We start from the raw sequence: 13,922 nt of genomic DNA, 5'->3' as shown, positions 1-13,922 counted from the left end.
CGGCCAGTCGTGCCGGGTCGCCACGCCGCAGACCAAGTTCGGCTCGGGCTACCGCGCCGGCCCGCTGCGCTGCCCCGCTCCCATCGACGGTGTGAAATCGTGGAATGTCGAAGGCAAGCAGCTTGCCTTCTACGATGCGAACGGCGGCGTGCTCGCACGCCTTTACGCGTCCGGCGCAGGCCGCTTCGACGGCCAGACCACATCGGGCCAGCCCATTTCGCTGTCGCGCTGACTCTCGACCATCAACATCATTCGGCCGAACGGCCAAGCGTGAAAGCCTGACATGACATTGCGTGACGGACTCGTAACCCATCCTTCCGTCACGCAGCGCTATGGCCACATGGTCGAGACAGGCAGGATCGCGCACGATCCCGCACAGGAGAAGATCGCAGCGGCGCTGGACCGGCTGATCGCCGACATCAGCGACAAGCGCCTGGCGCGCAAGTCGAGCGCCCTCGGCTGGCTGTTTGCCAAGCGCAACAAGACGCGGGAGCCGGTACGCGGGCTTTATGTTCATGGCGGTGTGGGGCGCGGCAAGACCATGCTCATGGACCTATTTCATGAACTGGTCCCGGTCGAGCACAAGCGACGCGCGCATTTCAACGACTTCATGGCGGACGTGCATGATCGTATCGGCCAGCACCGCGCGGCGCTGAAGGCAGGCGAGACGCAGGAAACCGACCCGATCCCGCCTGTGGCGGCGGCGCTGGCGAAGGAAGCATGGGTTCTGTGCTTCGACGAATTCACCGTAACGGACATCGCCGACGCGATGATACTCTCGCGCCTCTTCTCGGCACTGTTCGACCAGGGAGTCGTGCTGGTCGCCACCTCCAACGTCGCGCCGGACGATCTCTACCGCGATGGGCTCAACCGCGGTCTGTTTCTGCCCTTCGTCGGCATTCTCAAGCAGCATACCCGCATTCTGGAGCTGGACATCGACACAGACTACCGGATGCGAAAGCTCAACCGCATTCCCGTCTATATGACACCGGACGATGCCTCGGCCAAAGAGCAGATGGACGAGGCCTGGGAGACGGTGGTGGATGGTCGCCCCGTCGAACCCGCCGCGCTGACCGTCAAGGGCCGCACCGTGCCGGTGCCGCAGGCATCAGGCTCAGCCGCCCGCTTCTCCTTCTCCGATCTTTGTGAGAAACCGCTCGGCGCGCGCGATTATCTGGCTATTGCCGGCGCGTTCGACACGATCTTCATCGACCATGTTCCGACCATGGACCTGCGGCGGCGCAACGAAGCGAAACGCTTCATTCTTCTCATCGACACGCTCTACGATGCCGAGGCGCGGCTGTTCCTGTCCGCAGAAGCTGCCCCCGATGCGCTCTACACGGCCGCAAACGGCACGGAAGCCTTCGAATTCGACCGCACGGTCTCGCGCCTCATCGAGATGCAGAGCCGGGACTGGCTGGAACGCACAGACGCACGAAACGAAGAAAAACCCGCTCCGGCGGGAGAGAGGGCAGGACAGGCGGGCTGATACTCACCAGCCAGAGAGCTGCCCAAACCACTACAAGCGCCCGCGAGTCTCTCGTCTTTGCACATTATTGAGGCAAAATTCTTACTTTTACGTAAGCCCACAAATGTCTAAACGATTGAAATTCCTGACCGTGTAAGAACCGGTTGAATTTTCCTGCCAGTATGCTTATTCCAAAGAGGCTTATGAAGCGGGCCACGCCACGCATTTGCCGCGCCTTTCGTTGAAGGAGTGCGGCGGGATGTGGACCCGAATGCATCGGTGTGACACGACACAGGCAAGACGCGACGCGCGGATTTTTCTTCACACATCCATCTCACCACCTATCCTTTCGACACAAGGGGGAATTCTAACCACATGGCACGCGACAAGATCGCTCTCATCGGCTCCGGCATGATCGGTGGAACGCTCGCACATCTGGCGGGCTTGAAGGAACTGGGCGACGTCGTCCTGTTCGACATTGCCGAGGGCATCCCCCAGGGCAAGGGACTGGATATCGCCGAATCCTCGCCGGTCGAGGGCTTCGACGCCAAAATGGTTGGCGCCAACGACTACGCAGCCATTGAAGGCGCGGATGTCTGCATCGTCACCGCCGGCGTTGCCCGCAAGCCGGGCATGAGCCGCGACGACCTGCTGGGCATCAACCTGAAGGTCATGGAGCAGGTCGGCGCGGGCATCAAGAAATACGCCCCCAACGCTTTCGTAATCTGCATCACCAACCCGCTCGACGCCATGGTCTGGGCACTGCAGAAATTCTCCGGCCTGCCGAAGAGCCATGTGGTCGGCATGGCCGGCGTGCTGGACTCGGCTCGCTTCCGCTATTTCCTGTCGGAAGAGTTCAAGGTCTCCGTCGAAGACGTGACGGCTTTCGTGCTGGGCGGCCATGGCGATTCCATGGTTCCGCTGACGCGCTACTCCACCGTTGCCGGCATTCCGATCCCGGATCTGGTTAAGATGGGTTGGACCTCCAAGGAAAAGATCGACGAGATCGTGCAGCGCACCCGCGACGGCGGCGCGGAGATCGTCGGCCTGCTGAAGACCGGTTCCGCCTATTACGCCCCGGCCTCCTCGGCGATCGCCATGGCCGAGAGCTACCTCAAGGACAAGAAGCGTGTCCTGCCCTGCGCGGCGCATCTTGCCGGCCAGTATGGCGTCAAGGATATGTATGTGGGCGTGCCCACGGTCATCGGCGCCGGCGGTGTCGAGCGCGTCATCGAGATCGATCTCAACAAGTCTGAGCAGAAGATGTTCGAACAGTCCGTGGAGGCCGTTGCCGGTCTTTGCGAGGCCTGCGCCAACATCGCGCCCAACCTGAAGAAGTAGGAGTAGGCCTCCAATGAACATTCACGAGTATCAAGCCAAAGAGCTTCTCAAAAGCTATGGCGCACCGGTGGCCGATGGCGTGCCGGTGTTCGAGAAGGGCGAGGCCGAAGCGGCTGCAAAGCAGCTTCCCGGTCCGCTCTATGTGGTGAAGAGCCAGATCCACGCCGGTGGACGCGGCAAGGGCAAGTTCACCGAACTCGGCGCCGACGCCAAGGGCGGCGTGCGGCTTGCGAAAAGCGTCGAGGAAGTTGTCGCGCACACGAACGAGATGCTGGGCAACACGCTGGTCACCAAGCAGACCGGCCCGGCCGGCAAGCAGGTGAACCGCCTCTATATCGAGGACGGTGCGGACATCGACCGCGAGCTCTACCTCTCGATCCTCATCGACCGCACGGTCGGCCGTCCGGCATTCGTCGTCTCCACCGAAGGCGGCATGGACATTGAGGCCGTTGCAGAAGAGACGCCGGAGAAGATCCTCACACTCGCCATCGACCGGAGACGGGCGTTACGGCTGACGACGTGAAGAAGCTCAACGAGGCGCTGAAGCTCGAGGGCGACGCGGCGAAGGACGGCGAGACGCTGTTCCCGATCCTCTACAAGGCCTTCACCGAGAAGGACATGAGCCTTCTGGAAGTGAACCCGCTGATCGTCATGGACAATGGCCGTCTGCGCGTTCTCGACGCCAAGGTCTCCTTCGACGGCAACGCGCTGTTCCGTCACGAGGACGTGGTCGCCCTGCGCGACACGACCGAGGAAGACGAGAAGGAAATTGAGGCTTCCAAATACGACCTCGCCTATGTCGCTCTCGACGGCAATATCGGCTGCATGGTCAATGGCGCCGGCCTCGCCATGGCCACGATGGACATCATCAAGCTCTACGGAGCCGAGCCTGCCAACTTCCTCGATGTCGGCGGCGGCGCCACCAAGGAGAAGGTGACGGCAGCGTTCAAGATCATCACCGCCGATCCGGCAGTGGAAGGCATTCTGGTCAACATCTTCGGCGGCATCATGCGCTGCGACGTCATCGCTGAAGGCGTTGTCGCTGCCGTCAAGGAAGTGGGCCTGAAGGTTCCGCTGGTGGTTCGCCTCGAAGGCACCAATGTCGATCTTGGCAAGAAGATCATCAACGAAAGCGGTCTCAACGTGATCGCCGCCGATGATCTCGACGACGCCGCCAAGAAGATCGTTGCAGCCGTTAAGGGAAGCTGAGCCAAGATGTCCATTCTCGTCAACAAAGACACCAAGGTCCTGGTGCAGGGCCTGACCGGCAAGACCGGCACCTTCCACACCGAGCAGGCGCTCGCCTATCACGGCACGCAGATGGTCGGCGGCATTCACCCCAAGAAGGGCGGCTCCACCTGGACCGGCCAGGGCGGTGAAGAGCTCCCGATCTTCGCATCCGTCGCCGAAGGCAAGGACAAGACCGGCGCAAACGCGTCCGTGATCTACGTTCCGCCGGCAGGCGCAGGCGCGGCCATCATCGAGGCCATCGAGGCGGAAATCCCGCTCATCGTCTGCATCACGGAAGGCATTCCGGTGATGGACATGGTCCACGTGAAGGCGAAGCTCGAGAAGTCGAACTCGCGCCTGATCGGCCCGAACTGCCCCGGCGTCCTGACGCCGAACGAGTGCAAGATCGGCATCATGCCGGGCAACATCTTCCAGAAGGGTTCCGTCGGTATCCTTTCGCGCTCGGGCACACTGACCTATGAAGCCGTGTTCCAGACCACCAATGAAGGTCTCGGCCAGTCGACCGCAGTCGGCATTGGCGGCGATCCCGTCAAGGGCACCGAGTTCATCGACGTGCTGGAGATGTTCCTTGCCGACGACGAGACGAAGTCCATCGTGATGATCGGCGAGATCGGCGGTTCGGCGGAAGAGGAAGCTGCCGAGTTCCTGCGCGACGAGGCCAAAAAGGGTCGCAAGAAGCCGATGGCCGGCTTCATCGCGGGCCGCACCGCCCCTCCCGGACGCACCATGGGCCACGCAGGCGCCGTGATTTCCGGCGGCAAGGGTGGCGCAGAAGACAAGATCGCGGCGATGGAAGCAGCCGGCATCAAGGTTTCGCCCTCCCCGGCGCGCCTTGGCCAGACGCTCGTCGAAGCGATCAAGGGTTGAGGAAGAACGATAAGCCCGGCTTGCCACATCCGTGGCAGCCGGGAACAATGTGACTGTCCGGCCTTGTTTGCCGGCGACCAAGGAGCCGGAACGCGGGTTCCGGAAATCAAAATGGCACGGCAAGATCAGGCCAACGACCAAATGTCGCTCACCTCGTTCCTGTATGGTGGCAACGCCGCCTATATCGAGGAACTCTACGCCAGCTATCAGGACAATCCGGCTTCCGTCAGCGAAGACTGGCGCGACTTCTTCGGCGCACTCAAGGATGATGCCGCCGATGTGAAGAAGAACGCTGCCGGCGCGTCCTGGAAGAAAAAGAACTGGCCACAGGCTGCCAATGGCGAGCTTGTCTCCGCACTCGACGGCGACTGGGGCGCGGTCGAAAAACACTTCGACGGCAAGATCAAGGATAAGGCTGCGAAGGCCGGGACCAAGCTCTCTCCCGAAGAGACGTTGCAGGCAACCCGCGATTCCGTCCGTGCCATCATGATGATCCGCGCCTACCGCATGCGTGGCCATCTGCATGCCGACCTTGACCCGCTGGGCATTGCCAAGCCGCTGGAAGATTACAACGAGCTGTCGCCGGAGGCCTACGGCTTCACGGAAGCCGACTACGACCGCCCGATCTTCATCGATCATGTGCTCGGTCTGGAGACGGCCACGATCCGCCAGATGCTCGACATTCTGAAGCGGACCTATTGCTCGACGCTGGGCGTCGAGTTCATGCACATCTCCAACCCAGCCGAAAAGGCTGGATCCAGGAGCGCATCGAAGGACCGGACAAGGGCGTTGAATTCACGGCCAACGGCAAGAAGGCGATCCTCCAGAAGCTGGTCGAGGCGGAAGGCTTCGAGCAGTTCATCGACGTCAAATACAAGGGCACCAAGCGCTTCGGCCTCGACGGCGGTGAAGCGCTGATCCCGGCGCTCGAACAGATCATCAAGCGCGGCGGCCAGATGGGCCTGAAGGAAATCGTTCTCGGCATGGCCCACCGCGGCCGCCTGAACGTTCTCTCCCAGGTCATGGAAAAGCCTCACCGCGCCATCTTCCACGAATTCAAGGGCGGCTCCTTCGCCCCCGACGATGTGGAAGGTTCAGGCGACGTGAAATACCATCTCGGCGCCTCCTCCGACCGCGCCTTCGATGGCAACAATGTCCACCTCTCGCTGACGGCGAATCCGTCACACCTGGAAATCGTGAACCCGGTGGTGATGGGCAAGGCCCGCGCCAAACAGGACCAGGTATTCGGCCGCAAGCGCGAGGAAGTGGTGCCGCCGGAAGAGCGGGCGCGTGTCATGCCGTTGCTGCTGCATGGCGATGCCGCCTTCGCCGGTCAGGGCGTTGTGGCCGAGTGCTTCGGCCTGTCGGGCCTGCGCGGTCACCGCGTTGCCGGCACCGTGCATTTCATCATCAACAACCAGATCGGCTTCACGACCAATCCGCGCTTCTCGCGCTCCTCGCCCTATCCTTCCGATGTGGCGAAAATGATCGAAGCGCCGATCTTCCACGTGAATGGCGACGACCCGGAAGCGGTGGTCTATGCGGCGAAGGTTGCGACCGAATTCCGCATGACCTTCCACAAGCCGGTCGTCATCGACATGTTCTGCTACCGCCGCTACGGCCACAATGAGGGTGACGAGCCGGCATTCACGCAGCCGATCATGTACCGCAAGATCCGCAAGCACACGACGACCAGCGAGATCTACGCGAAAAAGATGCTCGAAGAAGGTCTGGTCACCGAGGCTGACATCGAGAAGATGCGCGCCGACTGGCGCTCGCACCTTGAAGCCGAGTTCGAAGCCGGGCAGGCCTACAGGCCCAACAAGGCTGACTGGCTGGACGGTGTCTGGTCGGGCCTGAAGAAGGCCGATCATGCGGACGAGCAGCGCCGTGGCAAGACTGCGGTTCCGGTCAAGACGCTCAAGGAAATCGGCAAAAAACTGACCGAAACCCCGGAAGACTTCGAGGCGCACCGCACGATCCAGCGTTTCCTGAAGAACCGCAAGACGATGATCGACGAGGGCGCCGGCATCGACTGGGCAACGGCCGAGGCACTTGCCTTCGGTTCGATCCTTCTCGAAGGCAACCCGGTTCGCCTCTCCGGTCAGGACTCCGAGCGCGGCACCTTCTCGCAGCGCCATTCGGTGCTCTACGATCAGAGCGACGAGAATCGCTACATCCCGCTCAACAATCTGGGACCGCAGCAGGCCTATTACGAAGTCATCAACTCGATGCTTTCGGAAGAAGCCGTTCTCGGCTTCGAATATGGCTTCTCGCTTGCAGAACCGCGCGCGCTGACGCTGTGGGAAGCCCAGTTCGGCGACTTCGCCAATGGCGCGCAGGTGGTGTTCGACCAGTTCATCTCCTCAGGCGAGCGCAAGTGGCTCAGAATGTCGGGCCTCGTCTGCCTGCTGCCGCATGGCTATGAGGGTCAGGGTCCGGAGCACTCCTCCGCCCGCCTCGAGCGCTGGCTGCAAATGTGCGCCGAGGACAACATGCAGGTCGCCTATTGTTCGACGCCTGCGAACTACTTCCACATCCTGCGCCGCCAGCTGAAGCGCGACTTCCGCAAGCCGCTCATCCTGATGACGCCGAAATCTCTGCTGCGTCACAAGCGCTGCGTCTCGACGCTTGCCGAGCTTTCGGGGGAAAGCGCCTTCCACCGTCTCCTGTGGGACGATGCGGAGCATCTGGACGGCGAGAAGATCAAGCTGGTGAAGGATTCGAAGATCCGCCGTGTGGTGATGTGTTCCGGCAAGGTCTACTACGATCTTTACGAAGAGCGCGAGAAGCGCGGCATCGACGATGTCTATCTCCTGCGTGTCGAGCAGCTTTACCCCTTCCCGGCCAAGGCTCTCATCAACGAGCTTTCGCGCTTCAAGAATGCGGAGATGGTGTGGTGCCAGGAAGAGCCCAAGAACATGGGTGCCTGGTCCTTCATCGACCCGTATCTGGAATGGGTCCTGCAGCACATCGAGGCCAAGAACACGCGCGTGCGCTACACCGGCCGTCCGGCCGCGGCATCGCCCGCAACCGGCCTTATGTCGAAGCATCTGGCGCAGCTCGAGGCTTTCCTCGAAGACGCGCTCGGCGAATAGAACGCGACGGAGAAAAACGACATGGCGACCGAGATTCGGGTTCCCACACTGGGCGAGTCCGTTACCGAGGCAACCATCGCCCGCTGGATGAAATCGGTGGGCGACACGATCGTCACCGACGAGCCGCTCGTCGAGTTGGAAACCGACAAGGTTTCCATTGAAGTGCCGGCCCCCGCTGCCGGTACGCTCGACGAGATCGCCGTTCAGGAAGGCGAAACCGTCGAAGTTGGCGCGCTGCTCGGCATGATTGCCGCGGGCAGTGGCACCGGCAAAGCAAAATCAGAGACCAGTCAGGCCGGCGAGAAATCATCCGGCAGCAAAGAAACCCAGGAGGCAACCATGGCCGGCGGCGGAAAAATCGTCGAGGTGAATGTTCCATCGGCGGGCGAGTCCGTCACCGAAGCCCAGGTCGGCGAGATCTACAAGAAGGTCGGCGACGCGGTGAAAACCGACGAAGCGCTTCTCGAGCTCGAGACCGACAAGGCAGCCCAGGAAGTGATGTCGCCGGTCGACGGCGTGATCACCGAAATGGTGATTTCTTCGGGTGATGAGGTTGAGGTCGGCGCACTACTTCTGCGTATCGAGCAGGGTGCGTCCGCCGGAACCACAGCACCCAAGGCTGAGAAGGAAGCTCCTGCGGCGAAGAAGAATGACGATGGCGGACGTCCGCCCGCACCCTCCGCGCAGAAGATGATGACCGAAAAGGGCATGAAAGCCTCTGACGTTGCCGGTTCCGGCAAGGACGGCCAGGTGCTGAAGGGCGACGTGCTGGCGGCCATCGAAGGAGGCGCTCCAAGCTCTCCGGCTGAAAAGCCCAAAGCAGCCCGCCCGGCCTCTCCGGCCGAGGATGGCGAGCGCGAAGAGCGCGTGAAGATGACGCGTTTGCGCCAGACCATCGCCCGCCGTCTCAAAGACGCGCAGGACACCGCGGCCATGCTGACCACCTTCAACGAGGTGGACATGACGGCGGTCATGGAGATGCGCAAGAAGTATAAGGAGCTCTTCGAGAAGAAGCATGGCGTAAAGCTCGGCTTCATGGGCTTCTTCACCAAGGCGGTGACGCACGCGCTGAAGGAAATTCCGGCAGTGAACGCCGAGATCGACGGCACGGACATCATCTACAAGAATTTCTGCCATATCGGCGTAGCGGTCGGAACCGACCGTGGTCTCGTCGTGCCGGTGGTGCGCGATGCCGACCAGATGTCGATCGCCGAGGTGGAGAAGGAAATCGGTCGTCTGGGTCTCGCGGCCCGCGATGGCAAGCTCTCCATGGCTGACATGCAGGGCGGCACTTTCACCATCTCCAATGGCGGTGTCTACGGCTCGCTGATGTCGACCCCGATCCTGAACGCCCCGCAGTCGGGCATTCTGGGCATGCACAAGATTCAGGAGCGGCCCATGGTGGTCGGCGGCCAGATCGTCATCCGCCCGATGATGTATCTCGCCCTCTCCTACGATCACCGCATCGTGGACGGCAAGGAAGCCGTGACCTTCCTCGTGCGCGTCAAGGATGTGCTTGAGGATCCCGAACGTCTGGTCCTCGACCTCTAGAAAACGGCGGGGCGCGGTAGGCGGATGCCTTCCGCGCCCTTGTCCATCCGGCGAGATCGGGAATGGCGATGATGCAGGCAGCGAAAACACTTCTGGTGACAGGCGGAAGCCGCGGCATCGGCGCCGCGATCTGCCGGCTTGCCGCAGATGCGGGCTACCGCGTCGCGGTCAACTATGTCGCCAACCCTGACGCAGCCGAAACGGTCGTCCGCGACATCGAACAGGCGGGCGGCGAAGCCTTCGCTGTTCAGGCCGACATGGCCGAGGAAAGCGACATCCTCGCCATGTACGAGATGGTCGATCAGCGCTTTGGGCGGCTTGATGCACTCGTCAACAATGCAGGCATTGTCGACCGCAAGGCGCGCGTCGACGAAATGGACCTCGCCCGCTTCGAGCGCATGATGCGCATCAATGTGATCGGCACGATGCTGTGCGCCCGCGAGGCGGTGAAGCGCATGTCGACACGCCATGGCGGCAAGGGCGGTGCCATCGTCAACATCTCTTCCATCGCCGCCGTGCTGGGCTCAGCCGGCGAATATGTCGATTACGCAGCCTCCAAGGCTGCAGTCGACACCTTCACAATGGGGCTTGCCCGCGAAGTTGCTGAGGAAGGCATCCGCGTCAACGCCGTGCGGCCCGGCATTACAGACACCGAAATCCACGCCTCCGGCGGCCAGCCTGACAGGGCGCAGCGGCTTTCGGGTCTGATCCCAATGAAAAGGCCTGGCACGGCAGAGGAAATTGCCCGCGCCGCGCTCTGGCTTCTCTCCGATGAGGCGTCCTATTCCACGGGCGCCATTCTCAATGTCAGCGGCGGTCGATAGCCGACGCAACGGAATTCAGGAAAGGCACGAACATGTCCTATGATCTCGTCGTGATCGGCACCGGCCCCGGCGGTTATGTCTGCGCCATCAAGGCGGCCCAGCTCGGCCTAAGGACGGCAGTGTCGAGAAACTGCCCACCCATGGCGGCACCTGCGTCAATGTCGGCTGCATCCCCTCCAAGGCGCTGCTGCACGCCACGGAAATGTTCGCGGAAGCCGGCCATGGCCTTGCCGATCTCGGCGTTGAGGTGAGCAAACCCAAGCTCAATCTCAAGAAGATGATGGAGCATCGCGTCAAGACGGTCGAGCAGAACACCAAGGGCCTCGACTTCCTGATGAAGAAGAACAAGATCGATGTCCTTCGCGGCTTTGGCAGCATCGCCGGCAAAGGCAAGGTCAGCGTTAAGGGCGACGACGGCAAGGAACAGACCGTCGAGACGAAAAACATCGTCATCGCCACGGGTTCCGACGTCGCCGGCATTCCCGGCGTCGACGTGAAGTTCGACGAAAAGGTGATCGTCTCCTCCACCGGCGCTCTGGAGCTTTCCAAGGTTCCTGAGCACATGATCGTTGTCGGTGGCGGCGTAATCGGGCTTGAGCTCGGCTCTGTCTGGGCCCGCCTTGGCGCCAGGGTGACCGTGGTCGAATATCTCGACACGATTCTCGGCGGCATGGACGGCGAAGTCGCCAAGCAGTTCCAGCGCATGCTTGCCAAGCAGGGCTTCGAGTTCAAGCTCGGCGCCAAGGTCACGGATGTGACCAAGGCCGGCAAGGGCGCGAAGGTGACCTTCGAGCCGGCAAAGGGCGGCGACGCCGAGACCGTCGACGCAGACGTGGTTCTGGTGGCAACCGGCCGCAAACCCTACACGGAAGGCCTCGGCCTGGATGCTGTCGGCGTGGAGCTGGATGAGCGCGGCCGTGTAAAGACCGACGGGCATTTCAAGACGAATGTCGAAGGCATCTACGCCATCGGCGACGTGATCGCCGGTCCGATGCTCGCGCATAAAGCCGAGGATGAAGCGTCGCCGTGGCCGAGATCCTCGCCGGCCAGGCCGGGCACGTGAACTATGATGTGATCCCCGGCGTGGTCTACACCAGCCCGGAAGTTGCCTCTGTCGGCAAGACCGAGGAAGAGTTGAAGAAGGCCGGCGTAGAATACAACGCCGGCAAATTCCCCTTCTCGGCCAACGGTCGTGCCCGCTCCATGCTCAAGACGGACGGCTTCGTGAAGGTGCTTGCCGACAAGAAAACGGACCGCGTGCTGGGCGTTCATATCGTCGGCTTCGGCGCCGGCGAAATGATCCACGAGGCAGCGGTTCTGATGGAGTTCGGCGGCTCGTCGGAAGACTTGGCCCGCACCTGCCACGCGCACCCCACCATGTCGGAAACCGTTAAGGAAGCGGCTCTCGCCACCTTTGCCAAGCCGATTCACATGTAATCCGACAGGAATTTGCAGACAACGGGGTCCCGGAGCGAAAGCTTTCGGGGCCTTTTTCTATCCGCCGTCGCCCGTGGGTACAGTGTCGGAAACGGTGCCGGACGTCCCGGTGACGTCCTCGCCGAAAAAGCCGCTTCCCGAAATCGCCATGAAAGCGAGGATCAAGATCGCCGCTCCAACGGCGCCAATCACAAAACCCCGTGTTCCCTCCGAACCGGCAGAACGATGTTGGGGTTTCTTTTTGTGGTTTTCGTCCTGCATGACAGCGCTCCAAATGACGCTCCCCAACGCCGACGGAAAGATAACATGCAATTAGTTAGCCGGAACCCCAAATTTACCGGACACCCTCGACGGTATAACCGTCCGCACGCAGGAGTTCGATGAGCCCTTCCTCACCGGGCAGATGCAGCGCCCCGACGGCGATGAAGGCATTACCCTCATTCAGAATAGGCCGCGCGCGCTCGGCCATCGTGCCGTTGCGTGCCTTGACCATGGCCCGATCGAAGGCGGCGTAATCCCCTGATGCACCCTGTTGCTCGGGGATCGCAACGCGGATCAGCGGCCAGAACATGCCGGTCTCGCCCTCGGCATAGAGCGACACCATGGTTTCCATCACGTCGTTCAGGCCGTCGCCAAGCGCCAGCGTCTCCACCAGGCCGCGCACATGCATTTCCATGGGCAGGGAGGCCATGGCGTCCAGTTGCTCAACCGCCGTCTCGAGGCCCAGAAGCTCTTTGCCGGCGTTCTGGGCATCCTCTGCAAGCTTGAGATCCAGGATCGGCATACCTGCTTCCTTGCGCTCGATCTCGCAAACCGGCAGCGCCACCAGCGAGATCAGCATCCAGGGCTTCATCTTCTTGACGCTGGCAAACGGAATGCCGCGCGCCTCGAGTGCATCCGCCACCGCCTGACGCTCCGCCTCATCGAGGTGATCGCCAAGCGTCTCCTTGCCCGTGAACATCATCAGGTCCGGCCGTTTGAACATCGCCGCAGCCATCTTCGACTGATCGAGAATGTCGGTGGTCTCGATAACGACACGCTCCGCCCCGTCGAAAGCCTCGCGGGCATCCCTGGGGAGCGTGACCACGCGCGGGTCGCTCATATGCATGGTGCCGAAAAGATAAGAGGGCGCAACGCCCTCCTTCTCGACCCGCCAAAGGAGTCCGCTGCCATTCGGCGTCTCCGCCGCCTGTCGTCGCACCTCTTCAAGCGCGGCCGGGTTCTCTGCGGCGAGTTCCGTCAGGAGGTTTGTGCCCGAACAGACAATTTCATCCGCCTTTGCCGACTTCGCCATCGACAGGCCGAGGACCAGCGCCAGAAGCAGGAAAAGCGGAAAGGCAGCAGCGCACAGAAAAAGGCGGTCAACAAACCGCTCGGTCGCGGTGGTGGCTTTTGCATGCGTTTTCATGGTGCCACGCTAGCGGCAAATCCCGGCGAAACCGTTAATCCGCCACCACAAATTGCGAGCAACGGCTTCAGGCCCGCGGATGGGCGGCATCGTAGATTTCGAGAAGCCGCGCCGTGTCCACGCCCGTATAGACCTGCGTCGTGGAGAGGCTCGCATGGCCCAGAAGCTCCTGGATCGCGCGCAGATCGCCGCCGCGCCCAAGAAGATGCGTGGCAAAAGAATGCCTGAGCGCATGCGGCGTTGCCGTCTCCGGCAGGTTGAGCGCGGAGCGCATACGCTTCATCTCGCGCTGAATGATGGCCGGTTGCAAAGCGCCGCCACGCGCGCCGCGAAAAAGCGGCCCGTCTGCCTCCAGATGATATGGGCAAAGACGCTGATACTCGGCGACCGCCTCGGCAGATACCGGCAGCACCGGCACAAGCCGTGTCTTGCCGCCCTTGCCGGCGATCCTGAGCGCGCCCTGACGCAGTTCCCCGACCTGGCCGCCCAGAAGCCCCAGCGCCTCCGAAATGCGAAGTCCGGCTCCATAAAGCAGCGTGAAGACGGCGGCATTCCGCGCCGCGATCCATGGCTCTTCGGCAAGTTGCCCCTCGCCCGAGGCAACCTTGCGCGCATCGGCGGCCGTTAGCGGCTTGGGCAGCGCGCGCGGAGCACGCGGCGCCTTCAGCGCAGCCGCA

8 protein-coding genes and 3 pseudogenes are annotated in these 13,922 nt (G+C 62.0%); 9 read left to right on the top strand and 2 right to left on the bottom strand.

The window, feature by feature from the left end; genetic code table 11:
• The 9 genes and pseudogenes from JCM21793_RS19940 to lpdA form a co-directional block, all read left to right on the top strand.
• The coding region (locus JCM21793_RS19940; protein WP_025031494.1) for a protease inhibitor Inh/omp19 family protein at positions 1-232 on the top strand (232 nt) is incomplete at its 5' end.
• Between the two features lie 51 nt (positions 233-283).
• Positions 284-1,489 carry a cell division protein ZapE gene (gene zapE / locus JCM21793_RS19935; protein ID WP_025031493.1) on the top strand — a complete coding sequence of 402 codons (1,206 nt, stop codon included), beginning with the start codon at positions 284-286 and terminating at the stop codon, positions 1,487-1,489.
• A 354-nt stretch (positions 1,490-1,843) separates the two neighbouring features.
• Entirely contained in the window at positions 1,844-2,809 is a 966-nt protein-coding gene (gene mdh / locus JCM21793_RS19930; protein WP_007007539.1) for a malate dehydrogenase, read from the top strand.
• Between the two features lie 13 nt (positions 2,810-2,822).
• Positions 2,823-4,018, top strand: a pseudogene (gene sucC / locus JCM21793_RS27220) (ADP-forming succinate--CoA ligase subunit beta).
• A 6-nt stretch (positions 4,019-4,024) separates the two neighbouring features.
• Complete coding sequence (sucD, locus tag JCM21793_RS19920) at positions 4,025-4,927, top strand: succinate--CoA ligase subunit alpha (protein WP_007007541.1); 903 nt, start codon at positions 4,025-4,027, stop codon at positions 4,925-4,927.
• Between the two features lie 111 nt (positions 4,928-5,038).
• Positions 5,039-8,025 (top strand): annotated as a pseudogene (locus JCM21793_RS27215) (2-oxoglutarate dehydrogenase E1 component).
• 21 nt (positions 8,026-8,046) lie between these two features.
• Positions 8,047-9,576, top strand: a complete 1,530-nt coding sequence (gene odhB, locus JCM21793_RS19910) for a 2-oxoglutarate dehydrogenase complex dihydrolipoyllysine-residue succinyltransferase (protein WP_025031492.1) — start codon at positions 8,047-8,049, stop codon at positions 9,574-9,576.
• A gap of 68 nt (positions 9,577-9,644) precedes the next feature.
• Positions 9,645-10,400 carry an SDR family oxidoreductase gene (locus JCM21793_RS19905; protein ID WP_025031491.1) on the top strand — a complete coding sequence of 252 codons (756 nt, stop codon included), beginning with the start codon at positions 9,645-9,647 and terminating at the stop codon, positions 10,398-10,400.
• Positions 10,401-10,432: 32 nt separating this feature from the next.
• Positions 10,433-11,837, top strand: a pseudogene (gene lpdA, locus JCM21793_RS27210) (dihydrolipoyl dehydrogenase).
• 334 nt (positions 11,838-12,171) lie between these two features.
• On the opposite strand, the gene JCM21793_RS19890 reads toward lpdA, so the two are convergent.
• Together JCM21793_RS19890 and JCM21793_RS19885 are read right to left on the bottom strand one after the other, a co-directional pair.
• Positions 12,172-13,245 (bottom strand): TraB/GumN family protein, encoded by a 1,074-nt coding sequence (locus tag JCM21793_RS19890; protein ID WP_025031489.1) that lies wholly within the window; start codon positions 13,243-13,245, stop codon positions 12,172-12,174.
• Positions 13,246-13,312: 67 nt separating this feature from the next.
• A partial coding sequence (locus tag JCM21793_RS19885) for a tyrosine-type recombinase/integrase (RefSeq protein ID WP_025031488.1) occupies positions 13,313-13,922 on the bottom strand: 610 nt, incomplete at its 5' end.

The sequence above is a fragment of the Nitratireductor aquibiodomus NL21 = JCM 21793 genome (assembly GCF_000615975.1).
In the GTDB taxonomy this organism is placed as follows: domain Bacteria; phylum Pseudomonadota; class Alphaproteobacteria; order Rhizobiales; family Rhizobiaceae; genus Nitratireductor; species Nitratireductor aquibiodomus.
This window is presented reverse-complemented; position numbering and strand designations above follow the sequence as displayed.

Coding starts and splice junctions, on each gene's coding strand:
- sucD (WP_007007541.1), top strand. CDS start 4,025: ATGTCCATTCTCGTCAACAAAGACACCAAGGTCCTGGTGCAGGGCCTG.
- odhB (WP_025031492.1), top strand. CDS start 8,047: ATGGCGACCGAGATTCGGGTTCCCACACTGGGCGAGTCCGTTACCGAG.
- JCM21793_RS19905 (WP_025031491.1), top strand. CDS start 9,645: ATGATGCAGGCAGCGAAAACACTTCTGGTGACAGGCGGAAGCCGCGGC.
- zapE (WP_025031493.1), top strand. CDS start 284: ATGACATTGCGTGACGGACTCGTAACCCATCCTTCCGTCACGCAGCGC.
- mdh (WP_007007539.1), top strand. CDS start 1,844: ATGGCACGCGACAAGATCGCTCTCATCGGCTCCGGCATGATCGGTGGA.
- JCM21793_RS19890 (WP_025031489.1), bottom strand. CDS start 13,245: ATGAAAACGCATGCAAAAGCCACCACCGCGACCGAGCGGTTTGTTGAC.